This is a genomic window from Methylobacterium sp. J-001 (assembly GCF_022829565.1).
In the GTDB taxonomy this organism is placed as follows: Bacteria; Pseudomonadota; Alphaproteobacteria; order Rhizobiales; family Beijerinckiaceae; genus Methylobacterium.
This window is the reverse complement of the sequence record NZ_JAKSYN010000060.1, coordinates 1-25,954: the sequence shown is the minus strand read 5'-3', so window position 1 is coordinate 25,954 and position 25,954 is coordinate 1. Positions and strand designations below refer to the sequence as shown.

The 25,954-nt window shown below is 70.3% G+C and carries 20 protein-coding genes and 1 pseudogene; 17 read left to right on the top strand and 4 right to left on the bottom strand.

The window, feature by feature from the left end; all coding sequences use genetic code 11:
• Nucleotide 1 precedes the first annotated feature (1 nt).
• The 7 genes from MKK65_RS06440 (at nt 2) to MKK65_RS06410 (ending at nt 9,389) form a co-directional block, all read left to right on the top strand.
• Nucleotides 2–2,830, top strand: a complete 2,829-nt coding sequence (locus MKK65_RS06440) for an HAF repeat-containing protein (RefSeq protein WP_058192843.1) — start codon at nt 2–4, stop codon at nt 2,828–2,830.
• 204 nt (nt 2,831–3,034) lie between these two features.
• Nucleotides 3,035–4,456, top strand: coding sequence for a GTPase HflX (gene hflX / locus MKK65_RS06435; RefSeq protein WP_243956436.1), 1,422 nt, complete (start codon nt 3,035–3,037; stop codon nt 4,454–4,456).
• Nucleotides 4,456–5,778 carry an adenylate/guanylate cyclase domain-containing protein gene (locus tag MKK65_RS06430; protein WP_243956434.1) on the top strand — a complete coding sequence of 441 codons (1,323 nt, stop codon included), beginning with the start codon at nt 4,456–4,458 and terminating at the stop codon, nt 5,776–5,778. Before hflX ends, MKK65_RS06430 begins: the two co-directional genes overlap by 1 nt.
• 82 nt (nt 5,779–5,860) lie before the next feature.
• On the top strand, nt 5,861–6,097 hold the full coding sequence (locus MKK65_RS06425) for a hypothetical protein (protein WP_058192840.1): 237 nt from the start codon (nt 5,861–5,863) through the stop codon (nt 6,095–6,097).
• 178 nt (nt 6,098–6,275) lie between these two features.
• Nucleotides 6,276–7,163 carry a putative selenate ABC transporter substrate-binding protein gene (locus MKK65_RS06420; RefSeq protein WP_058192839.1) on the top strand — a complete coding sequence of 296 codons (888 nt, stop codon included), beginning with the start codon at nt 6,276–6,278 and terminating at the stop codon, nt 7,161–7,163.
• Nucleotides 7,164–7,167: 4 nt separating this feature from the next.
• Entirely contained in the window at nt 7,168–7,866 is a 699-nt protein-coding gene (locus MKK65_RS06415) for an ATP-binding cassette domain-containing protein (RefSeq protein ID WP_243956431.1), read from the top strand.
• A complete protein-coding gene (locus MKK65_RS06410; protein ID WP_243956429.1) occupies nt 7,866–9,389 on the top strand; it encodes a PhnE/PtxC family ABC transporter permease in 1,524 nt (507 codons plus the stop codon). Before MKK65_RS06415 ends, MKK65_RS06410 begins: the two co-directional genes overlap by 1 nt.
• Nucleotides 9,390–9,500: 111 nt before the next feature.
• On the opposite strand, the pseudogene MKK65_RS06405 reads toward MKK65_RS06410, so the two are convergent.
• Nucleotides 9,501–11,750: pseudogene (locus MKK65_RS06405) on the bottom strand (TonB-dependent siderophore receptor).
• 310 nt (nt 11,751–12,060) lie between these two features.
• On the bottom strand, nt 12,061–13,278 hold the full coding sequence (locus MKK65_RS06400; protein WP_243956427.1) for an alpha/beta hydrolase: 1,218 nt from the start codon (nt 13,276–13,278) through the stop codon (nt 12,061–12,063).
• Between the two features lie 231 nt (nt 13,279–13,509).
• Between MKK65_RS06400 and MKK65_RS06395 the strand changes: the two genes are divergently transcribed.
• Nucleotides 13,510–13,674, top strand: a complete 165-nt coding sequence (locus tag MKK65_RS06395) for a hypothetical protein (protein WP_243956425.1) — start codon at nt 13,510–13,512, stop codon at nt 13,672–13,674.
• Between the two features lie 21 nt (nt 13,675–13,695).
• On the opposite strand, the gene MKK65_RS06390 is transcribed toward MKK65_RS06395, so the two are convergent.
• Nucleotides 13,696–15,333, bottom strand: coding sequence for an acyl-CoA synthetase (locus tag MKK65_RS06390; protein ID WP_243956423.1), 1,638 nt, complete (start codon nt 15,331–15,333; stop codon nt 13,696–13,698).
• Between the two features lie 77 nt (nt 15,334–15,410).
• A complete protein-coding gene (locus tag MKK65_RS06385) occupies nt 15,411–15,971 on the bottom strand; it encodes a PAS domain-containing protein (RefSeq protein ID WP_058194853.1) in 561 nt (186 codons plus the stop codon).
• Between the two features lie 378 nt (nt 15,972–16,349).
• On the opposite strand from MKK65_RS06385, the gene MKK65_RS06380 reads away from it, so the two are divergent.
• The 9 genes from MKK65_RS06380 to MKK65_RS06340 all read left to right on the top strand — a co-directional run bounded on the left by MKK65_RS06380 (nt 16,350) and on the right by MKK65_RS06340 (nt 25,459).
• Nucleotides 16,350–16,997 carry a ParA family protein gene (locus MKK65_RS06380; RefSeq protein WP_058194852.1) on the top strand — a complete coding sequence of 216 codons (648 nt, stop codon included), beginning with the start codon at nt 16,350–16,352 and terminating at the stop codon, nt 16,995–16,997.
• Nucleotides 16,981–17,301 carry a ribbon-helix-helix domain-containing protein gene (locus MKK65_RS06375; RefSeq protein WP_058194851.1) on the top strand — a complete coding sequence of 107 codons (321 nt, stop codon included), beginning with the start codon at nt 16,981–16,983 and terminating at the stop codon, nt 17,299–17,301. The genes MKK65_RS06380 and MKK65_RS06375 overlap by 17 nt, the downstream gene beginning before the upstream one ends.
• 342 nt (nt 17,302–17,643) lie before the next feature.
• Nucleotides 17,644–18,939 (top strand): septal ring lytic transglycosylase RlpA family protein, encoded by a 1,296-nt coding sequence (locus MKK65_RS06370; protein WP_243956422.1) that lies wholly within the window; start codon nt 17,644–17,646, stop codon nt 18,937–18,939.
• A 140-nt stretch (nt 18,940–19,079) separates the two neighbouring features.
• Nucleotides 19,080–20,300, top strand: a complete 1,221-nt coding sequence (locus MKK65_RS06365; protein ID WP_243956420.1) for a D-alanyl-D-alanine carboxypeptidase family protein — start codon at nt 19,080–19,082, stop codon at nt 20,298–20,300.
• A gap of 10 nt (nt 20,301–20,310) precedes the next feature.
• The gene (tmk, locus tag MKK65_RS06360; RefSeq protein WP_058194848.1) at nt 20,311–21,015 is read left to right on the top strand and encodes a dTMP kinase; all 705 of its coding nucleotides are present in this window, start codon (nt 20,311–20,313) and stop codon (nt 21,013–21,015) included.
• 10 nt (nt 21,016–21,025) lie between these two features.
• Nucleotides 21,026–22,081: a DNA polymerase III subunit delta' gene (locus MKK65_RS06355; protein WP_243956418.1), complete on the top strand. Its 1,056-nt coding sequence runs from the start codon at nt 21,026–21,028 to the stop codon at nt 22,079–22,081.
• Nucleotides 22,082–22,242: 161 nt separating this feature from the next.
• On the top strand, nt 22,243–23,832 hold the full coding sequence (metG, locus tag MKK65_RS06350; RefSeq protein ID WP_243956416.1) for a methionine--tRNA ligase: 1,590 nt from the start codon (nt 22,243–22,245) through the stop codon (nt 23,830–23,832).
• A gap of 17 nt (nt 23,833–23,849) precedes the next feature.
• A complete protein-coding gene (locus MKK65_RS06345) occupies nt 23,850–24,644 on the top strand; it encodes a TatD family hydrolase (RefSeq protein ID WP_243956406.1) in 795 nt (264 codons plus the stop codon).
• Nucleotides 24,641–25,459, top strand: a complete 819-nt coding sequence (locus MKK65_RS06340; RefSeq protein WP_243956401.1) for an MBL fold metallo-hydrolase — start codon at nt 24,641–24,643, stop codon at nt 25,457–25,459. The genes MKK65_RS06345 and MKK65_RS06340 overlap by 4 nt, the downstream gene beginning before the upstream one ends.
• The last annotated feature ends 495 nt before the right edge of the window (nt 25,460–25,954 follow it).

The following is a 25,954-nucleotide window of genomic DNA, read 5'->3' as shown; positions in this document are numbered from 1 at the left end:
GGTGGCCTACAATCCCCTGACCGAGCAGAACATGGTCTATCTGACGATCGGCACGGACGCCCCCTACAAACCGTATTACGCCCACGCCAATCGTGACTTCACGGGATTGGTCGAGAAGCCGAGGCAACTCTTCTATGCCCGCGACGGCGTGGGCTACATCAATTCCGACATCACCGAGCAGGATGGCAAATACCATCTCTTGATGAAGGCGGAGACGAGACTTCAGGGCAGCACAGCCCAGCTCAGGGTCATCAAGCACGCGGTATCCGATCACCTGACCTGGGGATACCTCATACCGTCCAAGGGCAATGTGCAGAAGACCACCGAAGCTGTCGAAGGCCCGCAAGCCTTCAGGCTGAACGACGGCAGCGGCTACATCATCATATACGACAAGTACATGCATGACTGGAAGAGAGGAACCTTCGATCTGGTCAAGACGACGGATTTCAAGACCTTCACCCCCGTCCAGAACGCCGACATCAACACTCTTTCCCCGCGGCACGGCGGCGTCGTTTCCCTCACCTCCGACGAACTGCATCGCGTCCTCGACAAAGACACCAGCATCACCGTTCAGGACGCCGCGAAAGCCTCGTCCTCGACATCCCCGTCCCTGGCCTCCGGCACGACGGTCGCCGCATCCCCGGCCTCCGACGCCGGGGTCAGCCGGAAGGATCTCGGCACGCTCAAGGCCGACAACAGCTGGGCGTCGGAGATCTGGGCGCTCTCGGGCGACGGCAGCGTCGCGGTCGGCGATGCCTACACGGACGCCAACGGTGTCAACATGCGTGCCGCCGCATGGTCGGGGACCGACCTGTCGGTCAAGCGGGATCTCGGCACGCTGAGGTCCGACAACACCGGGGCGGCCAAGGCCTACGCCATCTCCAAAGACGGAAGCGTCATCGGCGGCATCGCCGAGAACGCCGACGAGACCCTGCACGCGACCCTCTGGTCGGGCACGAACTGGGCGACCAAGACCGATCTCGGCACCCTGCCGACCGACAAGTCGGGCACGTCCGGCATCTATGCGCTGTCCAGCGACGGCGCCGTCGCGGCCGGCGAATCGAGCGTCGATTCCGGGACGACCCACGCCGCCATCTGGTCGGGCCGGAGCTGGATCACGAAGACCGATCTCGGCACCCTGAGGTCGGACAATTCCGGGACCTCGTGGGCCTACGCGCTCTCATCCGACGGGTCCGTGGTCGGAGGCTATTCTGCGACCGACAGAAAGGTGGACGTCTACCCCCACGCCACGCTCTGGTCCGGGGCGAACTGGGCCATCAAGACGGATCTGGGGACGCTGCGGACGGACAACCGGGGGACCTCGGTCGTCCGGGCGCTGTCGGCGGACGGCACGGTCGCGGCGGGCAGCAGCAGCACGGATTCCGGCTACACGCATGCGGCCCTGTGGTCGGGATCGGGCTGGTCCGACAAGCGCGATCTCGGCACCCTCCGGTCCGACAACAGCGGGACGTCCTGGGTGCGGGCCCTGTCGGCCGACGGCCGGATCGCCGCCGGTTACTCGGAAACGGATTCGGGCGATCCCCATGCCGTCCTGTGGAAGATCACGTATCCGACCCCGGCGGCCGTCACCCAGACCGCGACGCTGACATCCACGCTCCAAAGTCAAACCCCGCCCTCGCCGACTCAGCGTTCGGTGCCGGCCTCCGCGATACAGAGCCCGTCCGCAGCCGCCACAGGCCGGAACGCGACATCGACACAAGCCGCACAGAGCCCGGCCGCGGCAACCCAGCCCGCGACGCCGACATCGACGGCTCAGAGCCCGACCACCCAAGCGGCCCAGAATGCGACCCCAGCTCAAGCGTCTTTCCAGGCCGCGCCATCGACGACACAAGCCACCGCGCAAGCGATGAACGCCAATCCCGCCACACCCGCAGCCGCGTCAGAGGTCCAAGCCCAGATCGTCGACGTGACCAACACCCGGCGGACGATCGCGCGTCTGCGGTACGAGACCTTTTCCGCTCTGGAGCTGCAGCGGCAATCGCTCACCTACCTGCAGCAGAACTTCGTCGTGCCCAAGGGTCAGATCGGCTGGGGCGCCAGCACCGGATTCGTCGCCGACGGCAGGAACACGGATACGCTGTCCACCTTGCCCCTGGGTTACGGCCTGACCGACACCCTGACGGTCGGAGGCACCCTCAGCTACGCACCCTACCGAGCCCTGCCGTCGCCGGCCTTCAACGACAACCGGAGTTCCTTCGGGGCCGGTGCCTTCCTGAACTGCCATCAGCCCTACGCCGGCGGTGGGGTGTTCGTGCGCTCCGCCTTCGCCTTCAGCCGCTATCACGCCGACATCCACCGCGGGCAGTTGTCCGGCACCGAGGCGGGCATCGGCGGCGCGCAGATCGCCGGGGTGGCGGGGGCGATCGAAGTCGGCCAGGACCTTCCCCTGTTCTCGGATCTGGTGGTGGGCTGGCATGGCGGCGTCCGGATCAGCCGCGTCACCCGCCAGGGCTACACGGAAGCCAATGTCAGCTTCCCCATCCAGTATGGCGACGTGGCCTATCGGAGCACCTTCGCCTATGCCGGCGTGGATGTTGCGGTGCCGCTGACCCCGGATCTGCAATGGGTCTCCGGCATCGAGATCGAGCGGGCGGTGCGCAAGCCGACGATGACCTCCACGGCCCACGCGGACGACATCGGCGATTTCCAATATGGCGCTGTCCTGACTCAGGCGCGGGGCGAGGCCAAGACCGGCCTGAAGTACAAGCTGGGCAACAATCTCACGGTCTCTGCGATCGCCTCCGCGAGATCGACGGCTTTGGGCACCACCGCCGTCGGCGGGATGCTCAGCTTCGGCGGAACGCTCTGAACACGGTGCGCCCGGCGTAAGGCCGAGGCATCGGGCCGAGCGGGCCCCGATGTCGAGGCGACCGCCGGGCGTGCCCGCGCTGCCGTCATGGATATCTGCCGCCCCGCCAGTCCGGCATCTTGGCTGACGTCGCCCGCATCCCCATTCTGACGAATCCGACTTCTCGAACGAAGCCGCCGGGCCTCCGGCGGCGTTAAAGGTTGCATGAGCGAGACGCTGACGTCCGGCGAGGCCCGGCTCCAGGCACAGGCCGCGCCCGAGGGCGAGATCGCCGCGGCGACCCACACCTTGGTGATCGGGCCCTATCTGGCGCGCGGCGCTCCCGGACCCGGGGGGCCGGGCCACGGGCCTGTTCAGCCGACCCGCTCGGTGGAGGCGCGCCTCGACGAGGCCACCGGCCTCGCCGCCGCGATCGAGCTCGACGTGGTTGAGAGCCTCGCCATCAGCCTGCCGCGGATCCGCCCCTCCACCTATCTCGGCAAGGGCCGGGTCGAGGAGATCGCAGGGCTCATCCGCGCCCGCGAGATCGGCCTGGTGGTGATGGATTGCGCCCTCTCGCCGGTGCAGCAGCGCAACCTCGAGAAGGAATGGGGCGCCAAGGTCATCGACCGCACCGGCCTGATCCTGGAGATCTTCGGTCGGCGCGCCTCGACCCGGGAGGGCACGCTCCAGGTCGAGCACGCGCACCTCGCCTACCAGAAGTCGCGGCTGGTCCGGTCCTGGACCCACCTGGAGCGGCAGCGCGGCGGCTTCGGCTTCCTGGGCGGCCCCGGCGAGACCCAGATCGAGGCCGACCGGCGCATGATCCAGGAGCGCATGACCCGGATCGAGCGCGACCTCGACGCGGTGGTGCGGACCCGCGGCCTGCACCGGCAGAGCCGGGCCCGGGTGCCGTACCCGATCGTCGCCCTGGTGGGCTACACCAATGCCGGAAAGTCCAGCCTATTCAACACCCTGACCCGGGCCGAGGTCACCGCCAAGGACATGCTGTTCGCCACCCTCGACCCGACCGCCCGGGCGACCAAGCTGCCGCATGGCGAGAATGTGATCCTCTCGGACACAGTGGGCTTCATCTCCGACCTGCCGACCGCCCTGATCGCCGCGTTCCGGGCGACCCTGGAGGACGCGATCGAGGCCGACGTGCTCCTGCATGTGCGCGACGTCAGCCATGTCGACTCCGAGGCCCAGGCCGAGGATGTCGGCGACGTGCTGCGCGAGCTCGGCATCGAGACCACGGCCGAGCGGATCATCGAGGTCTGGAACAAGGCCGACCTCCTGGATGACGACGAGCGCACCCGGCTGATGAACCTCAGCGGCCAGGCCAAGGCCCGCAACGACCGCGACAGCGACGCGCCGGTGCTGGTCTCGGCGCTGACCGGGGAGGGGCTCGCTGCGCTCACCGCCCGGATCGAGGCACGGATCGGCCGCCACCGGGCGAGCTTCGCGGTGTCGCTGCCCCCCGAGGACGGGGCCGCGCTCAACTGGCTCTACGAGAACGCCGAGATCCTAGACCGGCGCGCGGAGGCCGACGGCACCCTGCACCTGGCGATCCGGATCGCCCCCGAAAAGGAGCCGCGCTTCCTCAATCGCTTCAGCGCGGCCCGGCGCCTCGATCGGAGCGCGTGATGGCCTCGGGCGGCGCCCGGACACCGCCGCTCCCCGCCTCCCGGACCGCCGGGAGTCGCGCCGTGTGCAAGGCGGAGGCGGGCCAGGACGACCCCGCCGTGCTGCGCGCCATGCAGGCGGGTGGCGGTCTGCGCCTGCTCGGGCTGCGGATCGTGATCGTGCTGGTGCTGCTGATGGCGGCCCAGGCCTATGACGGCTCGCTGCACGCCCTCAGCCACTGGTTCATCCTCGGCCTCTACGGCGTCGGCACGGTCTGGTTCGGCCTGGGGGAGCGGGGCGGCGGCCCGGTGGCGGCCGTCTACAGCTGGGCCGGGACCCTGCTCAATGCCGGGCTCGCCGTCTACGTGATCATCGAGCACATGCTGGCCGGCGGCGGGGCCGGTCTCGGCGCCGACGCGGTGAGCCGCCTGCCGGCCTTCCTGCTCCTGCTCCAGACCGGCCTGAGCATGCGGGTGGCCCAGACCCTGCTGTTCTGCGCGGTGGTGACGGCCTGCTGGACCGCGGCGTTCCTGGTCGGGCTGGCCTGGCCGGAGCTGTTCCCGGGGCCGGATTCTTTCCCGACCGCGCAGATCACCGGGCTCGCCACCTTCGTGGCGGCCGGCCTCCTGGTGATCGACGGCATGACCCGGCTGCGGGAGGCGGTGACCCGGGCGCTGCGCATGGAGCACGAGCGCGCCCAGCTCGCCCGGTTCGTGCCCGACACGGTCGCCCTCGACCTCGCCGCCGAGGATGCCGACGGCGCCATGGGCATCCACCGGCGCCACGCCTGCCTGATGGTGCTCGACATCCGCGGCTTCTCGCGGCTGAGCCGGGAGCACCCGCCCGAGGCGATGGTGACGGCCCTGCTGGCCGTCCGGGCCGCCGCCCAGGCCGCGGTGGCGGAGCAGGGCGGCCTGGTGGACAAGTATGTCGGCGACGCGGTGCTGGTGCAGTTCGTGGTCGGCCGCCCTCGCGCCCAGGCCCGGGCGGCGCTCACCTGCGCCCTGTCGATCCACGACCGGATCGCCACCCTCAACGCGGCGCGGGCCGGGGAGGGGCTGTTCACCCTGCGGGTGGTGGTCGCCCTGCATGCGGGCGACCTCCTGGTCGGGGTGTTCGACGACGGGGTGCGGGCCGAATACACCGTGCTCGGCCCCGCGATGAACGCCCTGTCGCGCCTGGAGGCTCGGGCCAAGGCGGCCGAGATCGAGATCGGCGCCTCGGGGGAGTTTCTGGATCTGCTCGGGGGGCCGCTGCCGCCCCGCATCCAGGCGGTTCCAGTGCCGGACGCCAACGCCGCCCAGCCGGCCCTGTTCGCGATCGTGGAGACGTCGGCCGCCTGAAGGGCGGGATTCTCCCGGAACATGCGCGGAACCGGTTCGTTCGGTCGGAGCGGCGCAGGGTCGCGGAAAGTCCTATCCCCCCATGAACAAGATCCTCCTCGGCGCGACGCTCGCCCTCGGCCTCGTCCTCGGCGCGGCCAGTCCCAGCCTCGCCGCCCCGGGCGACGGCCTCGACCGGAACGCCGCCGCCACCGGCAACAGCAACTTCGGCGGCATGCACCGCGGCGCCCGGATGTCCTCCCGGGGCGTGATGAGGAGCCGCCATCACATGATGCGCCGGCACCATCGCCACCCCATGATGCGCCGCCATTATCGCTGAGTTTTTGGGGATCCCGTGCCTGCGCGACCCGCGTGCAGGCACGGGGCCGGGCGGCTGGGGCCCGCAGGTGTCGGGCGCGACAGCTGGAGCATTGCCCCGGTTCCGGTATTCAGGACGATGCGCTAGGGAGAATCCAGATTCGGCGCGCCCAAGTCAGGCGTGATGCGAGGGAGGATCCATGCCGGGGTTGGGACGGGTCGGGCGGTTCGCCCTGGGATGCCTTGCCCTCGCGCTCGGCACGGCCGCGCAGGCTCAAGAGAAGCCGGTCCCGCCCCTGGTCTTCACCGGCATCCCAGACCAGGACGAGAGCCGCCTCGTCGAGCGCTTCGGCAAGGTCGCAACGTATCTCGAAGGCAAGCTCGGCGTGCCGGTGCGCTACATCCCGGTGAAGAGTTACCCGGCGGCGGTCACCGCCTTCACCAACGGTCAGGTGCAGCTCGCCTGGTTCGGCGGCTTTACCGGGGTCCAGGCGCGCCGGGCCGTGCCGGGCTCCCAGGCGATCGCGCAGGGGGCCGAGGACGCGGCGTTCAAGACCTACCTGATCGCCCATGCCGGGGCCGGGCTGGAGCCGACCAAGGACTTCCCCAAAGCGATCGCAGGCAAGACCTTCACGTTCGGCGCCCGGGCCTCGACCTCGGGGCGTCTGATGCCGGAATACTTCATCCGCCAGGCCTTCCCGGGCAAGAATCCGGAACAGGTGTTTTCCCGGGTCGGGTTCTCGGGCGACCACAGCCGCACGATCCAGCTGGTCCAGTCCGGCGCCTTCGCGGTCGGCGCCGTCGACTACGCGGTCTGGGACCTCGACACGAAGGCCGGCAAGGTCGACCCGAAGGCCGTCTCGGTGATCTGGGAGAGCCCGACCTTCCCGGACTATCAATGGACCGTGCGCGGCGACGTGGACCGGACCTACGGCGCCGGCTTCACCGAGAAGCTCAAGGGCGCCCTCGTCGGCATCACCGACCCGGCGATCCTGGAGCCGTTCGGGCGCTCGAAGTTCATCCCGGTGACCAACGCCGCCTACGAGCCCCTGGTCGAGGTCGGCCGCTCTACCGGCCTGCTGGACTGAGACGGTGGCGGCCGAGGCCCAGGCGAAGATCGTCCCGGAGATCGTCCCGGAGATCGTCCTGGAGAACGCCGCGGCCTCCTATGGCGGCCACCCGGTCCTGTCGGGCATCGACCTGACCGTGCGGGCCGGCGAGCGGGTCGCCCTGATGGGCCGCTCGGGCGCCGGCAAATCGACCCTGATCGGGCTGATCCAGGCGCAGGCGCCCGAGCGGGTCGCGCTGGTGCCCCAGGCCGCGGCCCTGGTTCGGACGCTCTCGGTGTTCCACAACGTCTATATGGGCCGGCTCGACCGGCGCTCGACCGTGCACAACTTGCGCACCCTGGTCAGCCCGGCGAAAGCCGATATCGCCGCCGTGGAACGCATCCTCGACCGGGTCGGCTTGGCAGAAAAACTCTGGGCGAAGGCCGGCGCACTGTCCGGCGGCCAGCAGCAGCGCGTCTCGGTGGCCCGGGCCCTCTATAACGGCCGCCCGATCCTGGTGGGCGACGAGCCGGTCTCGGCGCTGGACCGACAGCAGGGCGCCCGGATCCTCACCGAGATGGCGCAGAGCCACGAGACCCTGATCCTGGCGCTCCACGACGTGACGCTGGCGCTCGCCCACACCGACCGGATCGTGGTGCTGGAGGCCGGCCGGATCGCCCTCGACGCGCCAGCTCAAAGCCTCGATCCGGCACGGCTGAGCCCCTATTACGAGGCCGCGTGATGCGGCTCGCCCGCCCGCGGCCCGGCTACGCGGCGGTGAGCCGCTGGTTCCTGGCAGCCGCGCTGGCCGGCCTGCTCGTCGCGGACCTGCACGTCACCACCCTGCACCCGTTCGCCGACCTCGCGCGCCTGCTCGAGGGCCTGGTCCGGCCGGACTTCCTGTCGGTCGAGGGCTGGAGCGTCGTCTACACGGTGGCCTTCGCGGTGCTGGGCGTCGGGCTCGGGGCCGGGAGCGGCCTGCTGCTGGCGATCCCCTTCGCCCGCTCCCGCACAATCCGGCTCGCCTGCGCGAGCCTGCGCGCCGTGCACGAGCTGTTCTGGGCGCTGCTGCTGATGCAGGTGTTCGGGCTCTCGGCCACCACCGGCGTGCTCGCCATCGCGCTGCCCTACGCGGGCATCTGCGCCAAGGTCTATGCCGAGATCATCGAGGAGGCCGACCTTACCGCGCTCCGGGTGCTGCCCATGGGCACGCGCACGGTCTCGGCCTTCCTGTATGCCCGCCTGCCCGAGGTCGCCGGGCGGATGCGCGACTACACCCTCTACCGGCTCGAATGCGGCCTGCGCTCCAGCCTGGTCCTCGGCTTCATCGGCCTGCCGACCATGGGGTTCTATCTCGAATCCGCCTTCCGCCAGGGCCGCTACGCCGAGGCCGGGGCGCTGCTCCTGGTGTTCTACGCGCTGATCGGCACCCGCCGGCTCTGGATCCGCGGCTGGACCGTGCCGCTCCTGCTCATCGCCGCGCCGCTGGCCCTGCCCCCGGCGATCGGCAACGCCGCGGTCGGGGCGAGCCTCGCGCGCTTCCTCGGCCACGACATCGTGCCGGCGCCCCTGCGCGGCGCGGCGCTGGCCGATCCCGAGACCTGGACGCGGCTCTGGTCGTGGCTGCGCCCGATCCTCACGGACCAGATCCTGCCGGGCACGATCCAGACCCTGATCCTGGCGCAGATCGCCCTGGCGGCGACCGCACTGGGGGCGCTGGTCCTGTTCCCGCTCACCGCGCGGCGCTTCGCCGGGCCCGTCGGACGGCCGCTCGGCCGCGTGCTCCTCGTGGTGGTGCGCTCGACCCCGGAATACATGCTGGCTTACGTCTGCCTGCAGCTGCTGGGCCCCTCGATGCTGCCGGCGATCCTCGCGCTGGCACTGCACAATGCCGGGATCGTCGCCTACCTGATGGGCCGGCACGCCGACGCGATCCCCTACCGACCGGACGCGCCAAGGGGCCTGAACCTGTACGCCTACGAGACGGTGCCGCGCCTCTACGGCCAGTTCCTGGCCTACCTGCTCTACCGCTGGGAGCTGATCCTGCGCGAGAGCGCGATCTTCGGCATCCTCGGCGTCACGACGCTGGGCTTCTACGTCGACGCCGCGATCTCGGAGCTGCGCCTCGACGTGGCCGTGGTGCTGATCGCCGCCACCGCCTCGGTGACGGTGGCGGTGGACGCCCTCTCCCGGAGCCTGCGCCGGTCCCTGCGCATCGACACGCTGCCGACCCGCCTGTCCGGGCCGGCGCCCGTGGCGGGGTGAGGCCCACTTCCAGGGCTCTGCCCTGGACCCGCAAAAGGGCGTAGCCCTTTTGAATCCATGACTTACAACGCGACGTTCGCGTACAGCCTCAAGACCGGCGAGGTGGAAGCCTCACCACTTGTAGCTCACGCTCGCCAGAACCCGCCGCGCCTCGCCGTAGAAGCAGGAATTGAACGCCTGACAGGATGAGACGAAGCGCCGGTCGCCGATATTCGTCGCGTTCACCTGCAGGCGCCAGCGCTCCCAGTCGTAATGGACCTGCGCGTCGAACAGCACGTAGTCCGGCACCCGGTACAGGTTGGCCACGTCGGCGAAGGAGCGCCCGACATAGCGCACGCCGCCACCGAAGCCGAAGCCGCGCAGGTCACCCGTCGGGATGGTGTAGTCGACGAACACGTTGGCGAAGTTCTCCGGGATGTTGACCGGGACCTTGCCGATCAGGTCCGGGCCGCCCCGCTCGTTGGTCAGCCCGTAGATCGTGTACGAGGCCGAGATGTTGAGACCGTCGAACAGGCTCGCGACCAGCTGCGCCTCGAAGCCCGTGGACCGCACCTCGCCGAGCTGGGCGTTGAACAGCGGGTTGGCGGGATTGGCGGTGAGCACGTTCTGGCGGTGGATGTCGAAGCCCGCCAAGGTGACGAAGTAGCCCTGGCCGGGGGGCTCGAATTTGACGCCGCCCTCGACCTGCTTGCCGGTCTCGGGCTTGAAGGTCTGGTTGTCGATGCCGGTGCCGATCAGCGGCTGGAACGAGGTCGAGAGGCTGACATAGGGGGCGAGACCGTTGTCGAAATTGTAGATCAGCGCCGTGCGGTAGGTGGTGCCGTTGTCGCTGCGGCCGTTGCTGCCCACGCCGTTGTTGAGCTTGTCGACCACCCGGTTATCCGCGAAATCCTGGCGGCCGCCGACCAGCAGGGTGAGGCGGTCGGTGACCTTGATCTGGTCCTGCAGGTAGAGGCCGAGCTGCTTGAACGCGTTGGAATTGATGAGGTAGGGCGACGGCGTCCCGGTGGGCAGGCCGTAGGCCGGAGCCAGAATGTTCAGGTCGCTCGCCGGAAACAGCGACGCCTGATTGTCGCTCAGGCGGTAATCCTTGTAGTCCAGGCCCATCAGCAGGTCGTGACGGAAGTATCCGTCGAAGAACCGCGCCTCGGCCTGGTTGTCGACCTGGAACAGGTTGACCTTGGCACTGTCCCGGAACTGGTAGCGGGCGAGCAGCGTCTGGGCCGGATTGCTGTAGCCGAGCTGGCCGATATCGGAATTCTGGAAGCTCTTGAGGAACGAGTAGCGCAGGTTCTGCCGGAAGGTCCACGTCTCGTCGAAGTCGTGCTCGAACTCGTAGCCGAGGAAGGCCTGGTCGCGCTGGAACGTGTTGAATCCGGCATCGCCGACATTGAGCGAGCGCGGGATGCGCAACCCGGAGGCGTTGGGCCGCACGGTCCCGAGATAGGGCAGGAAGTTCGACGTCACCGCGGTGTTGTCGTGCTGGAAGCTCGACAGGAAAGTGAAGCGCGTCGCCCCGTCCGGCTTATAAGTGACGGCCGGCGCGATGTAGAAGCTGTCGTCCGGCGCGCCGTCGACCTGGGTTCCGCCCTGGCGGCCGTAGCCGGTCAGCCGGTAGAACCAGTGGCCTTCCTGGTCGGCCGGGCCGCCGAAGTCGAAGGCGGCGTATTTCTGGCCGAACGAGCCGCCGCCGACCTCGGCGTAGCCGAACGGGTCGAGGGTCGGGCGCTTGGTCACCTGGTTGACGATGCCGCCGGGGCTGCCGGCCCCGAACAGGACCGCCGCGGGACCGCGCAGCACCTCGATGCGCTCGAGCCCGAACGTGTTGGTCTTGAAGTAGCCGAAGCCGTAATTCAGCTGCTGCAGCCCGTCCCGGTAGATGCCGTAGTCGCTCACCACGAAGCCGCGCAGGGTGAGGTAGTCGATGCGCGTATCCGCGCCGAACACGCCACCATAGGCGCCGGCAACGTACTGGGTCGCCTGGGTCAGGGTCTGGGCGTTCTGGGCGTCGAGTTGCTGGCGGCCGATCACGGTGATCGATTGCGGCGCCTCGATCAGCGGGGTGTTGGTCTTCGTCGCGGTATTCGAGCGCTTCGCCACGAAGCCGTCGATCGGGCCGGTCGGGCTCTCCACGCTGCGCGAGGCCGCGCTGGCCCGCGCCGCCTAGACCGGGCCGCCCCCGCGGCTCTCGACGCTGATCTCGTCGAGCTGCACGCTGCCTCCGGCGGGCGGGTTACTGATGCCGCGGCTCGGCGGCGTCGCGTCCTGGGCGAGCGCCGGCGCGGCCTGCGCCAGCACCGCGAGGGAGGCGCCGGCGAGCAGGGCACGCAGGGCGCCGGAACGGGGATGAACGACTCTCATCTGACTGGGTCCTGCACGACGCTCCGAACAGCCGCCCGCATGCGCCGGGATGGGTCCCGCCGGGGCTGCCACGTTCTTTAGAACTGTGATAAACTGCTGTTTTTATTCAGCTTTCTGCTACACGCAGTACGTGTAGCCAGGCTTGGCTGCAAGCCGGTCGCGCGCGGAAGGCGAGGGCTGTTGCGGTTACGACACGCAGCGTCAGGCGCGCGCCGTCGCGGCGGCACGGGAGCGGGCAGAGCGCGGTCACGCCGGTCGGCGGCGACCTGTGGACGCCGGGGGAAGAGCCGCCGCGACCCGTTCCGAGACGCTATTTCACGTGGGTCCCGAGCCAGCCGGCCACGGCATCCGCCACGGCGTCGCTGTTGGCCTCCAGCATCACCATGTGGCCGTTGCCGTGCAGGCCCCGGTCGGCGAGCCGGATCGCGTCGGGCTTGGCGCCGGCCTGGGTCAGGAAGGCGGCCGTGCAGGCGTCGTAGGTGGCGTGGAACGAAGCCTCGGCGGTCACGATGACGGCGGGCACCTTGGCGAGGTTCGGCAGGGTCCGGGCGGGCTCGGTCTGCAGCCAGCAGCGGATCTGGCCCTCCGGGGCCTTGGAATCGGCGCCCTTGGCCTGCTGCGCCACGACCAGATCCTCCGGCGCCTTGACCGGCGGGTCGAAGGTCAGCGGCATGCGGGTCAGCCCGTAGGCGCGGGCGCGGCCATCCCCGGAGCGCTCCCAGAAGTCCTTGCCGCCCCGGAACTGCACGTCGAAGAAGGGCGGTCCGTTCGGCTCGATGCTGACATGGGCCTTCACCAGGTCGGGTCTCGCATCCGAAGCCGCCCAGCCGAACAGGGCGCCCTGGCCGTGGGTGAGCAGGATCGCCGGGCCGATCTTCTCCAGGAGCGCCAGCAGGGCCGGATCGACGAGCTCCTCCGTCTGCTGGCCGTTGGCCAGGAACGGGACCTGGCTGGCGAAGAACTGGTCGAAGGCGGCATTGCCCTGCACGCCGGGGCCGCCCGGCCATTGGGTGTGGAGCTTCGCCTGCGGGAACAGGTCGTAGACCTCCGGCGCCGTGTAGGTCTTCTCGAGGCTTCGGGTGCCGAGCCGGTCGTAGGGGCCGTAGACCTCCGGGTTGGTGCCCGAGCGCCCGCGCCCGACCTGGTCGACCACGTAGACCTGGTAGCCCTTCTCGACGAAGTGCTGCACCCAGCCCGGCCGTCCGTCCGCGGTGGCAAGGTAGTTCACGCCGGTCTGGGCCAAGCCGTGCACCATCACCACCGGGTAGGGCTGGGTGATCCGGGCCGGCGTGCGCGACTGCACGAACATCTGCCCGACCATCACGGTCTTGTCGCCGAGCTTCTGATACCGGCCGCCAATGTAGAAATAGCCGGCCCGGGTGACCGGCTCTCGGGCAGCCTCTTGGGCAGGCTCCCGGGCAGGCTCCTGGGCCCGGGCCGGCGCCGCGCTCAGGAGCGCGCCCTGAACCGCCAGCAGCCCCCCCAGAACGCAGCCGGCGATGCCCGCCGAGATCCCCTTGCCGGCCATACGTCTCTCCCCGATGCACCCCGCATCGGGCCGGCTTATTGCGGGAAACGGTGCGTACGACCAGCACCTCCGGTTGATACCGGAGCCCGAACCTACGCGCATGCCAGGTCCATCACGGCAACGCTGGCGGAACCGAGGCCGCACGCCCACCTTCGGATCATCGCGGGCGCCCTGAACGGCGCCCCTCGCCCGGACAGCCCGCGGCGAGCCCTACGTCAAGGACGTCACGCCGTGGACCCCGCTACCGCCAAGATCCTGGTTTCCGCCGCCCTGGTCGCCTCGATCAGCCTGTTCAGCCTGGTGTCGATCCAGGCCTTCATCGCCCAGATCGCCGCCGACCTGCGCGCGGCCAAGGCCGTGCGCGTGCCGGTCCGGGCCGAGCCTCCGCAGGCCTGACCCGGCCGCTCGGGCGCCGGCTCACGCGCCGTCCTCGCGCGCCCGCTCGCGCAGGATGAACTTCTGGATCTTGCCGGTGGAGGTTTTCGGCAGGTCGCCGAAGATCACGTGGCGCGGCAGCTTGTAGGCGGCAAGCCGCCCCCGGCACCACTGGATCAGCTCGTCGGCACTCGGCGAGGCGCCCGGCTTCAGCTCGACGAAGGCGCAGGGCGTCTCGCCCCATTTCGCGTCCGGCTTGGCCACCACCGCGGCGGCCGACACCGCCGGATGCTTGAACAGCGCGTTCTCGACCTCGATCGACGAGATGTTCTCGCCCCCCGAGATGATGATGTCCTTCGACCGGTCCTTGAGCTGGATGTAGCCGTCCGGGTGCTTCACCCCGAGATCACCGGTGCGGAACCAGCCGCCCCGGAACGCGGCCTGCGTGGCCGCCGGGTTCTTGAGGTAGCCGCGCATCACCACGTTGCCGCGCATCATCACCTCGCCGATCGTCGTGCCGTCGGCGGGCACCGGCACCATCGTCTCCGGGTCGCGCACGTCCAGCGCCTCCAGCACCGGATAACGCACCCCCTGGCGCGCCTTCTTGGCCGCCCGCTGGTCGGCCGCCAGGGCGTCCCAATCGGCGTTCCAGGCATTGACCACCGCCGGGCCGTAGCTCTCGGTCAGGCCGTACAGGTGGGTCACGTCGAACCCGGCCTCCGACATCCCGGCCAGCACCGCCTCGGGCGGGGGCGCCGCCGCGGTGAAGAACGCCACCCGCCGGGGCAGGTCCCGCCGCTCGGCATCGGGGGCGTTGATCAGCAATTGCATCACGATCGGCGCGCCGCAGAGATGCGTGACCCCGTGCTCGGCCATCAGCCGGTAGAGCGCCTCCGCCCGGACCTGGCGCAGGCAGACATGGGTGCCGGCCACGATCGACAGGGTCCAGGGGAAGCACCAGCCGTTGCAGTGGAACATCGGCAGCGTCCAGAGATAGACCGGGTGCTGCCCGAGACCGCCGGTGATGACGTTGCCGAGCGCCAGCAGCGCCGCGCCCCGGTGGTGATAGACCACGCCCTTCGGATCGCCGGTGGTGCCCGAGGTGTAGTTCAGCGCGATCGCGTCCCACTCGTCGTCGGGCAGCTGCCAATCGTGCTCCGGGTCGCCGCCGGCCAGGAAGGCCTCGTAATCCGTGTCCCCGAGCCGGGCCCCCGGCCCGTCGTATTCCGGGTCGTCGACATCGATGACGAAGGGTTTCGGCTCCAGGCCCTCCAGGGCCGCCGCGGCGGTTTGCGCGAATTCCCGGTCGGTGATCAGCACCTTGGCCTCGCCGTGCTCCAGGCAGAAGCGGATCGCCGCGGCGTCGAGGCGGGTGTTGAGGGTGTTGAGCACCGCCCCGGTCATCGGGACACCGTAATGGCACTCGACCATCTCGGGGGTGTTGGCGAGGAAGGCCGCCACGGTGTCGCCGCGGCCGAGCCCGCGCCGCGCCAGTGCCGAGGCCAGCCGGCGGGCACGGGCGTAGAGGTCCCGGTAGGAGCGCCGCAGGGGCCCATGGATCACGGCCACCTGCTCGGGGAACACCCGCGCCGCCCGGTCGAGATAGAGCAGGGGCGTCAGCGGCTGGTGGTTGGCCGGCACGCGGTCGAGATCGCGGTCGTAGATCGTGTCGCGGGCCATCGGCGTCCTCCCGGCATTGTGTTGCCGGGACCGTAGCTTGCGGGTGCGGGCGCGATCAATCAGGCTCCGCCGCATGCTCAGTGCCGCGGCTCGTCCTCGGGTTCGGGCAGGAAGCGGGCGAGCTCGAAGCCGATCTCGATCATCAGGCGCTCGATCTGCTCGACCAGCGCCGGCCGCCTCAGGGCATGGGCGAGGTCGCGCAGGGCGATGACGTGCTCGGCCATCCGGTTCACGACGCGCTCGCTCTGCAGGAGGTTGGCCGTCTGCGCCTCGGTCCGGTCGATGGCGATGCCGCGGCCCTGCAGGGTGCGGCCCGTGGGATCGCGGTCGATCCGGCCGCGCATCAGCAGGGTGCGGATGCCGCTGCGGGTGTCGCGGGTGCGGAACTCCGCCTCCAGGGTGCCGCCGGTCTCGGACACCGCGTGCAGGTAGCTCTCGACCCGGATGCGATCCTCGGGATGAGTCCGGTCGAGGAATGCCGCGAGGGACACGCCGGTGGCGGCCGCCACCGGGTCGAGGCCGAGCAGCCCTGCCAGGGAGGCCGAGAGCGCCAGCCGATCGGCCCAGTGATCATGGACCCATGTGCCGACCACACCGGACGCATCGAGGACGGATTGCGGGATCGGGGCTTCGGCCATGCCATTCCTCGCCGGATCGTCGTACGCCATCAAACCTGAGGTTATCAAATCCATCGAGGCCTCGGCACCGGCAGACCAACGCTACGAAATCCTATAGCAGCTGAAAAGGCCGTTCAAAGAACAGACAGCATAAATATTAACCTGAAGTTCAGAACGCAAGTTGCGACCGTGCATCCCGGCCGGCTCGCCCGCCCCAGGGGACGGGAGCTTGCCTTAACGAGTCGTTAACCATGTCGCACGCAACGTGCCGCACGACATCCTTGGGTCACAGGATCGCGGCAGCCCGTGATCCCGCACCTGAGGTTGCCCGGCGCGGGCGCGGCAATCGGATTGCCCGCGCCCCGGCGGATGCGCAGGGCCTTCTGGAGGACGCCCAGGATGAAAGCGATCACCTTCGTTACGCAGAAGGGCGGCAGCGGCAAGAGCACGCTGTGCATCTCCCTGGCGGTCGCCGCCCGGGAGGCCGGCCACACGGTCTGCATCCTGGAGATGGACCGCCAGGCCACGATCTCGGACTGGCTCGACCACCGCACCGCCGACGGTCCCGAGGTCGCGCAGATCGACGCGACGCAGATCGACGCCGTGATGGAGCGCCTGCGCGAATCCGCCTACGATTTCGTGTTCATCGATACGCCGGGGGTCGATTCCACCGGCACGCTCTCGGCGATTCGCGCGGCCGATCTGTGCATCATCCCGTGCCGGCCGACGCCGGCCGACCTGCGGGCGTTCAAGCCGACGCTCGCCGCAGTCTACCGGCTGGAGAAGAAATTCGCCTTCGTGCTGAACCAGACCCCGCCCCGCTCCTACCGGGTCCGGGACGCGGCCGACGGGCTCGCCGTGCTCGGAATCCTGCCGGACGTGAACATCGTCGCCCGCACCGACCATCAGGACGCGATCGGCCTCGGCCAGGGCGTCACCGAGTTCAATCCCAAGGGCCAGGCCGCCGGGGAGGTCCGCCGCCTCTGGTCCTGGATCGAGCGCCGCACGCAGTCGCTGAGGACGGGCCAGCATGTCCAAGCCGCCTAAGCTCAGTCTCGCGGCGATCGTCGCCTCGGCGAACCCGCCGGATCGGCACGCGGCCCGGCCGCAGGGTGCCGAGATCGTGACGCTGGCGCTGGCGCCCCCGGCGGCGAAGCCGGCCGCCACGCTGAAGCAGCGCGCCCGGCAGATGTCGGTCTATCTGGAGCCGCCGGTCTACGACCAGCTCCGGGACCTCGCCTATGCCGAGCGGACCAAGATGCACGCCCTGATGCTGGAGGGCCTCGACCTGCTGTTCAAGCAGCGCGGCGCGCGCTCCATCGCGCAGCTGACCGAGACCCCGTCCCGCTGACCCGGGTTGCCCACAGGGCCGTGCCCTCGGGCGCGGCTCGGGGGCGGAGCCCGTCTGATACCCGGGCTCCGCCCCGGGCTTGCAAACCCGGACCCGCAAAAGGTCTCGGACCTCTCTGAAACCGGTTTTTTAGACAGATCAACGGCTTGATCGCCACGTCTCGTGCTTTGCGCGAGAAAAATGCGCTACGAACGGGCAGGGGATGAGCGCCGAAGCCGGGATCGTTCAGGCTTCGTTTACGCGATCCCTACAATTCTGGGTGGACCGGCTGAGCCCAGGGGCGCGGCCGGTGCCGGTTCGTTTACCGGCCATGGTTCCGCGTAGAGTTTGGTGATCCCCGACATGGTGCGCACGACCCTTCCCCGGCCTGCGCGCCTCGCCCTGCGGCTCCTGGCCGTCTCGGGCGTGGCCCTGGCCACGGCCAACTGCGCCACCACCCCCCAACAGCAGAAGCTCGCCGCCGGCAACGGCATCGACCCGAAATACGGGGTCAAGGCGAGCCCGCGCCTCTACAACGAGGGCGACGTGATCCCGAAGGGCGGCGGGCGCCGCTACACCGGCAAGCCCTACGTGGTGGCGGGCCAGACCTACGTGCCCAAGGAGGATCCGCGCGGCTACGTGCGGGAGGGCCTGGCCTCCTGGTACGGCTCGGCCTTCCACGGGCGCATGACCGCCAACGGCGAGGTGTTCGACCGCCACTCGATCGCCGCCGCCCACCCGACCCTGCCGCTGCCGAGCTACGCGCGGGTAACCAACCTCGACAACGGCTCCTCGATGATCGTGCGGGTCAACGACCGGGGCCCCTACCATGCCGGCCGCGTCATGGACGTCTCCGAGGAGGCGGCCGAGGCCCTGGGCTTCCACCGCAGGGGCACCGCGCGGGTGCGGGTCGAATATGCCGGCCGGGCCTCGGTCGCCGGAAGCGACGACCGCAAGCTGCTCGCCAGCCTGCGCACCGACGGGCAGCCGGCCGGCCGCTCGACCGTGATGATGGCCGATCTCGGCCCCTCCGAGGAGCCGGAGCGCTACGCCCGCTCGGCCCCCGAGCCCCTGGCCTTCAAGCCGGCCCCCGAGCGCGTGCAACCCGACGAGGCCCCGGCGCCGCGGCCCGCCCCGGTGCGTGCCCCGATCATGCTGGCTTCGGCCGCCATGCGGGTGCCGGCGGCCGTCCAGCCGACCGCCCAAAAGGTGCGGGATTTCCGGCCGGCGCCGGTCCAGGTCGCCGAGCAGAAGGGCGCCGAGCACAGGGGTGCGGGCGTGAAGGTTGCCGGCCTCAATCCGGCCTCCGGTCAGGGCCCGGCGCAGGCAAGCGGCCACGGCGCCGTTCCGAAGCCCGCCGCCGTCGCCCTTCGTGCGGCCCCCGGCCCGGGCCGGCCCGGCGCCCCCGCGAGATTCGCTGCGGCCGCGCCCGCCGCGCTGCCGCCTGCGTCCAAATCCGCCCTGGCGCATCTCGCCTCCGCGGCGGCACCGGCCAAGGTTCCCTCCGGGATCTCCGCCAAGGCCGCGGCCTCCACCAAGGCTCCGGCGCCGACCAAGGTCGCCACCGCCGCCAAGGGACCGGCCCAGGCGAAGGCCGGGGGCCCGACCAAGACGGCGTCGACCGGCGCCGGGCATGCACGCCTAGCCGGGATCTACTGAGGACGGCCCGGGCGCTCGCCGTTCCCGCAATGCGGCATTTCGCGTTCGATCCCGCATCGAAACCGTAATATGGTCACGCTTGTTATCCGGATACGGTTGGCGTTCTTCCAACCGGGCGGCGGGCGTGGGACGGAACGGTGATGCGCAGGACCCTTCTCACCCTTCTTGCGGCCGCCTGCGCGCTGGGGGCGGGCCTCGCCGGCGCGGCCGCCCAGAGCTTCCAGACGGCGGCCCCGCACGCGATCCTGATCGACGCAGATTCCGGCTCGGTGCTGTTCGAGAAGGCCGCCGACGAGCGGTTCTCCCCGGCCAGCATGGCCAAGCTGATGACCACCGACATCGTGTTCGAGGCGCTGAAATCCGGCCGCCTGTCGATGGACACCGAGTTCACCGTCACCGAGGACGCCTGGAAGCGGGGCGGGGCCGGGGGCGGCGGCTCGTCGATGTTCGCGCAGGTCAACAGCCGCATCAAGATGTCGGACCTGCTGCGCGGCCTGATCGTCCAGTCGGGCAACGACGCCGCGATCACCATCGCGGAGAACATGGCCGGCACCGAGGAGGCCTTCGCCGGGCTGATGAACCAGCGCGCCAAGGAGATCGGGTTGACGAACTCGACCTTCCGCAACGCCACCGGCTACGCGGCGCCCGATCAGAAGGTCACGGCCCGGGACATGGCCAAGCTCGCGATCCACCTGATCGAAACCTACCCGGACCTCTACAAGATCTTCTCCGAGAAGGAGTTCACCTGGAACAAGATCCGCCAGCAGAACCGCAACCCGCTCTTGGCCCTCGATATCGGCGCCGATGGTCTCAAGACCGGCTACCTCGAGGAATCCGGCTACGCCCTGACCGGCTCGGCGGTGCAGAACGGCCAGCGCCTGGTGCTCGTGGTCTCCGGCCTCAAGACCGCCCGGGACCGGGCCGCGGAATCGCGCAAGCTGATGGAATGGGGGTTCCGCGCCTTCGAGCCCCGGCAGATCTTCGCGACGGGCGAGACCGTGGCCGAGGCCTCGGTGTTCGGCGGCCAGGCCGGTTCCGTGCCCCTGGTCGCGAAGAAGCCGGTGCGGGTGCTGCTGCCCCGCGGCTCCACCGACCGGGTCAGCGCCAAGGTGGTCTATACCGGGCCGCTCGTCGCCCCCGTGGAGGAGGGCCGGCAGATCGGAACCCTTCGGATCCAGCGCGGCGACACCGTCGCCCTCGACCAGCCGCTCTTCGCCGGCGCGACGGTCGAGCCCGGCACCCTGTCGCAGCGGGCGATGGATGCGGCGCTGGAATTCGGCACCGGCCTCGTGCGCAAGGCCTTCGACCGGGTCGGCAAGAAGGACGCGAAATCCGGCGACCGAACGGCCGATCCGACGTGATGTTTCGCCCGTGATCGCGCCACGCGTCGAAGAGCCTGCGCCGGGAACCTTCATCACCTTCGAAGGCGGCGAGGGCGCCGGCAAGTCGACACAGATCGCCCGCCTGGCCGCGACCCTGCGGTCCCGGTCGGGCCGGGAGGTCTGCGTGACCCGCGAGCCCGGCGGCTCGCCCCGGGCCGAGGAGATCCGCGCGGCCCTGCTCGGCGGCGTCGCCAAGCCCTACGGCCCCTTCGCGGAGGCGCTGCTGTTCAGCGCGGCCCGGATCGACCATCTCGACCGGCTGATCCGTCCGGCCCTGCGCCGGGGCGAGATCGTGCTGTGCGACCGCTTCATCGACTCGACGCGGGCCTACCAGGGCGCCGCCGCCGGCCTCGATCCGGCCGTCGTCATCGCCCTGGAGCGGGTCGTGGTCGGCCCGACCCGGCCGGATCTCACCCTGATCCTCGACCTGCCCCCCGAGGCCGGGCTCGCCCGCGCGGCCGGGCGCGGCGCCGGGACGGGGCAGGGGGCCGACCGGTTCGAGGCCGAATCACTCGACTTTCACGCAAGGCTGCGCGACGCCTTCCTGGCGATCGCCCGCGCCGAGCCGGAGCGCTGCGCAGTGATCGACGCCGGCCGCGATCCTGATTCGGTCGAGGTTGCGATCCGCGCCCTTGTGGCGGCCCGGCTGTCGGGCCTGCTCCCGACGGAAAGAAGCCGCGGCGATGCCGCCTGAGATCCGCGCCATGAAACCGGCAGACCGCGCCGCCGACGACACCGAGCCCGGCGACCTCCCCGGCGTCCCGCGCCCGCGCGAGACCCGGGCGCTGGTCGGCCACGAGGCCGCGGCCGAGGCCTTCGGGGCCGGGATCGCGGCGGGGCGTCTGCACCATGCCTGGCTGATCGGCGGCGCCCCCGGCATCGGCAAGGCGACCCTCGCCTACAAGGTCGCCCGCCGGCTGCTCGCCTATCCCGAGGGCGGCGGGCCGGCCGGGCTCGATGTGCCGGACGACAACCCCGTCGCCGGCAAGGTTGCGGGCCTGTCGCACCCGAACCTCGTGGCCCTGCGCCGCCACCGCACCGCCGGCGCCAAGGCGCTGCCCACCAAGATCTCGGTGGACATGGTCCGCCGGGCGCTCGACCTCTTCGCCTCGACGGCCACTGATTCCGGCTGGCGGGTCTGCATCCTCGACAGCGCCGAGGACCTCAACGCCAACGCGGCCAACGCCCTGCTCAAGGTGCTGGAGGAGCCGCCGCCTCGCGCCCTGTTCCTGATTCTGGCCCACCAGCCCGGGCGGCTGCTGCCGACGATCCGCTCCCGCTGCCGGGTACTGATGCTGCGCCCGCTCGCGCCCGAGGCGGTGGCCCGGGTGGTGCGCGGGCTGCCCGAGCCGTTCCCGCAGCCCGAGGAGGCCGCCCTGGCCCGGGCGGTCGCCCAGTGCGAGGGGTCGGTCGCCCGGGCGCTGGCGATGCTCGATCCGGTCACGGCCGGCCTCGTGGCCGAGGTCGAGACCCTGCTGGCCCGGGCGCAGACGCCCGATTGGGGGCGGGTGCTCAAGCTCGCCGAGACCCTGGCCGGGCGCGACGCCGAGGCGCGGTTCGAGGCCGCGCAGGACGCGGTCCTGCGCTTCGTCTCGACCGAGCTCGACCGGCGCCGGGACGAGCCGCCGGCCCGCCTCGCCGCCCTGGTGGAGGTCGCCGAGCGGTTCGGCCGCGCCGCCCGGGAGGCGGCGATCTACAATCTCGACCGGCGGCCGGTGGTGCTGTCGTTGTTCGGGGATCTGGCCGAGGCGGTCTCGTAACCGCTGTGCCTTCCGGGACGGCCAGGGCTCCGCCCTGGACCCGCAACAGGTCTCGGACCTTTGGAATCCATGATCGTCCGCGCGGCAGCGGCGGTTGCGTCCCAGCCCCGGCCGCGCGACAACGCGAAAAACCTCTTGCGATCATTCGGAACACCACAGACGTGACGTCCAACGCCCCGGCGCATTCCAAGAAGACTTTCGGCCTCTCGACCGCGATCTCCTACCCCAACGGCGCGCCCCATATCGGCCACGCCTACGAGGTGATCGCCGCCGACGCCATCGCCCGCTTCCACCGGCTCGACGGCTACGACGTGCTGTTCTCCACCGGCACGGACGAGCACGGCCTCAAGATCCAGCAGGCGGCGACCCGGGCCGGCACCAGCCCGCGCGCCTATGTCGACGGCACCGCCGCCCGGTTCCAGGCGATGGCCGACCGGATGGATTGCGCCTACGACCGCTTCATCCGCACCACCGAGCCCGGCCACTACGCAGCCGCGCAGGAGATCTGGCGGCGGATGGAGGCCAACGGCGACATCTACCTGGACACGTATGCCGGCTGGTACTCGGTGCGCGACGAGGCCTATTACGACGCCGCCGAGACCCGCCTGCTGGAGGATGGCAGCCGCCGCAGCCTCGCCACCGACACGCCCGTGGTGTGGATGGAGGAGGAGAATTTCCTGTTCCGGCTTTCGGCCTACCAGGATCGGCTGCTGAAGCTCTACGAGGATCAGCCGGACTTCATCGGCCCGGAAACCCGAAGAAACGAAGTGGCGAGCTTCGTGCGCTCCGGCCTCAAGGACCTCTCGGTCAGCCGCACCAATTTCGACTGGGGCGTGCCGGTGCCGGGGCATCCGAACCACGTCATGTACGTGTGGGTTGACGCGCTGACCAACTACCTCACGGTCACGGGCTTCCCCGACGCGGAGAACCCCCGGAAAAAATTCTGGCCGATGGACCTGCATGTGATCGGCAAGGACATCGTCCGGTTCCACGCGGTCTACTGGCCCGCCTTCCTGATGTCGGCCGGGCTGCCCCTGCCCAAGCGCGTCTTCGGCCACGGCTTCCTGCTCTCCAAGGGCGAGAAGATGTCGAAATCGCTCGGCAACGTCCTCGACCCGTTCGAGCTCGCCGACACCTACGGGGTCGATCCGGTGCGCTACTTCGTGCTGCGCGAGGTGCCGTTCGGCGGCGACGGCAGCTACAGCCACGAGGCGATCATCGGCCGGATCAACGCCGATCTCGCCAACGACCTCGGCAACCTCGCCCAGCGCTCGCTCTCGATGGTCGCCAAGAACTGCGACGCCGCGGTGCCGGATCCCGGCGCCTTGCCCGCCTCCTTGGACGAGGCCGACCGCGCCCTCCTGGCGCTGGCCGACGCGCTGCCCGGCAAGGTCCGGGCGCTGATGGGCGATCTCGCGCTCCACAGCGTCCTGGCCGAGATCTGGGCGGTGGTGGCCGAGGCCAACCGCTACTTCGCCGGCCAGGAGCCCTGGAAGCTGCGCAAGTCCGACCCGGCCCGGATGAACGCCGTGCTCTACACGACGCTCGAAGCCCTGCGGGCCTTCGGCATCCTGGTCCAGCCCTTCGTGCCCACGGCGGCCTCCAGGCTCCTGGACCTGCTCGCCGTGCCGGCGGACCGGCGCATGCTCGCCGATGTGGGGGAGGGCGGTCGCCTGGTGCCCGGCACCGCCTTGCCCGCCCCGGCCCCGGTCTTCCCCCGGTTCGAGCGGCCCGAAACGCCGGCCGCCTGACAGCGATCCGAGACACGATGCTGATCGACAGCCACTGCCATCTGGATTTCCCGGATTTTGCCGCCGACCTGCCGGGGGTGATCGCCCGCGCCCGGGACGCGGGCGTCACCGGCATGCTCACCATCTCGACCCGGGTCGCCCGGGCCGAGACCTACCGGGCGATCGCCGAGGCCCATCCCGAGATCTGGTTCACCATCGGCACCCATCCGGACGGGGCCGGCGAGGAGCCGGATGTGCCCGCCGAGACGATCGCGGGGATCGCAAAGGCGCATCCCCGCTGCGTCGGGATCGGCGAGGCGGGACTCGACTACCACTACCCCGACGGCGCCCCCGAGGCCGTGCAGGAGCAGGTGCTGCGCGCCCATATCGAGGCGGCGCGCCTCGCCGGCCTGCCCCTGGTCATCCATGCCCGGGACGCCGACGACCACATGGAGCGGGTGCTCACCGACGAGATGGGCAAAAAACCGTTCCGGGCGGTGCTGCACTGCTTCTCGTCGGGCCAGCGCCTCGCCGAGGCCGGGCTCGAGCTGGGGCTCTCGATCTCGTTCTCCGGGATCGTCACCTTCCGGCGCTCGCACGCGCTGCGCGACATCGCCCGGCGCGTGCCCCTCGACCGGATCCTGGTGGAGACCGACGCGCCGTTCCTCGCCCCCGAGCCGCATCGCGGCCGGACCAACGAGCCGGCCTACATGGCCGACACCGCCCGGTCGCTGGCCGAGACCCTGGGATTGTCCGCCGAGGACTTCGCCCGGATCACCACGGCGAACTTTTTCGCCTTGTTCGACAAGGCCAAACCCAGGGACGCGGCATGACCGATCCGGGCGCCGCGCCGGCGAGCCTGACCCTGCGCATCCTCGGCTGCGGCTCGTCCGGCGGGGTGCCGCGGGTCGCCAGCGGATGGGGCGCGTGCAATCCGGAGGATCCGCGCAACCGGCGGCGGCGCTGCTCGATCCTGGTCGAGCGCGTATCCGGGGGAGGGCGGACCACCCTGCTGGTCGATACCTCGCCCGACCTGCGCGAGCAGCTCATCGATGCAGGCGTCCAGCGCCTCGACGCCGTGCTCTACACCCACGCCCATGCCGACCACACCCACGGCATCGACGATCTGCGTCCCCTGGTGATCACCATGCGCGGGCGCATCCCGGTCTATGCCGACACGCTCACCCGATCCCTGCTGACCACGCGATTCGGCTATTGCTTCGAGACGCCCCCCGGCAGCGCCTATCCGCCGATCTTGGACCTGCGCGATCTCCCCGCTGCGCTGAGCCTCGACGGGTCGGGTGGCCCGATCACGGTGGAATCGCTCCCGGTGGAGCACGGGACGGAGGCGGCTCTGGGCTTCCGGTTCGGCAAGGCCGCCTACATGCCGGATGTCAGCCTGATTCCGGAGGCGAGTCTGGCTCGGCTCTACGGTCTCGATCTCCTGATCATCGACGCTCTGCGGGACACGCCGCACCCGACGCATTTCTCCGTCTCGGATGCGTTGGCGCTGCTCGACGCGGTGAAGCCTCGGCGGGCGGTGCTCACCAACCTCCACACCGATCTCGACTACGCCGCCCTGGCCGCGCGCCTGCCGGAGAACGTGGTGCCGGCCTATGACGGGCTGACCCTCCGCCTCGACGTCTGAGGCCCGACCCGGAGGAGGGGGGCGAATCGGACGTCACACCCCTGTCGTCGCCGGAGTCCAAGAAAATCGGCTCCGCTCCGAAACAACCCTGTTGACGACCCGGGTTGATGTGCGTATACCCCTGTTCATCGGCGCCGGCCGCGGAAGTGGACCGGGCGCTGAGGCATCTTCTGACAGGATCGGCGATTGACCGGCGGGGTTGCCGGGCGATAGCCTGTTGTCGTCGTATCCTGGCTTCGGACTCGGTTTGTCTTCGGCGGGTTCGGCGGCGGGGTCGACAGTGGGAGCGGCGGGCTCTAGTCGCTCTCCACCGCGGAGGCTGCCGACTGGATGGTCTCGCCGGTATCTCGGTTCTCCCAGTCGGGCAAGCGGGTGAACGGGGTGTTGGCCCGGATCGTAGTTCTGCTGCTGGCGGGCCCGTCATCGGTTCGCCTGGGTCTTTGACTATGTGTGATTGTAGGAAGGGCGACACTGACGGAGTTTGTCCTTGCGGGG